The 1,085-nt window shown below is 62.6% G+C and carries 1 protein-coding gene; it reads left to right on the top strand.

The genetic code is table 11. From position 1 onward, the window contains the following. Positions 1–4: 4 nt before the first annotated feature. Positions 5–1,085 (top strand): elongation factor Tu (tuf, locus tag L338_RS16080; protein ID WP_022699440.1); only part of this gene is annotated, 1,081 nt, incomplete at its 3' end.

The following is a 1,085-nucleotide window of genomic DNA, read 5'->3' as shown; positions in this document are numbered from 1 at the left end:
GACAATGGGCAAAGAGAAGTTTGAGCGCAGCAAGCCGCACGCGAACATTGGCACGATTGGTCATGTTGACCATGGCAAGACGACGCTGACGGCGGCGATTACGAAGCAGTTCGGCGAGTTCCGGGCGTATGACATGATTGACGCGGCGCCGGAGGAGAAGGCGCGCGGGATCACGATTTCGACGGCTCATGTCGAGTATGAGACGGAAGGGCGTCACTATGCGCACGTCGACTGCCCGGGCCATGCCGACTATGTGAAGAACATGATCACGGGCGCGGCGCAGATGGACGGCGCGATCCTGGTTGTGAACGCCGCTGACGGCCCGATGCCGCAGACGCGCGAGCACATTCTTCTGGCGCGCCAGGTCGGTGTTCCGGCCCTGGTTGTTTACCTGAACAAGGTTGATCAGGTGGACGACGAGGAGCTTCTGGAGCTGGTGGAGATGGAAGTCCGCGAGCTTCTGAGCCAGTACGACTTCCCGGGCGACGACATTCCGGTTGTGAAGGGTTCGGCTCTGGCCGCCCTTGAGGACCGCGACGAGGAGATCGGCGCGAACTCGATCCGCGAGCTGATGGCGGCGGTTGATGAGTATATCCCGACGCCGGAGCGTCCTGTTGACCAGCCGTTCCTGATGCCGATCGAGGACGTGTTCTCGATTTCGGGCCGGGGCACGGTTGTGACGGGCCGGGTCGAGCGCGGCGTGATCAATGTTGGCGACGAGATCGAGATTGTCGGCATCCGCGACACCAAGAAGACGACCTGCACGGGCGTTGAGATGTTCCGCAAGCTGCTGGACAGCGGCCAGGCGGGCGACAATATCGGCGCGCTTCTGCGCGGCATTGACCGCGAGGGCGTTGAGCGCGGCCAGGTTCTGGCCAAGCCGGGTTCGATCACCCCGCACGCCAAGTTCACGGCCGAGGCCTATATCCTGACCAAGGAAGAGGGCGGGCGCCACACGCCGTTCTTCACGAACTACCGTCCGCAATTCTATTTCCGGACGACGGACGTGACGGGCATCGTGCACCTGCCGGACGGCACCGAGATGGTGATGCCGGGCGACAATATCGAAATGACGGTCGAGCTGA

Source organism: Euryhalocaulis caribicus (genome assembly GCF_000412185.1).
GTDB classification, from domain to species: Bacteria; Pseudomonadota; Alphaproteobacteria; order Caulobacterales; family Maricaulaceae; genus Euryhalocaulis; species Euryhalocaulis caribicus.
The sequence above is the reverse complement of the archived record's forward strand: the minus strand, read 5'-3'. Positions and strand labels throughout refer to the sequence as shown.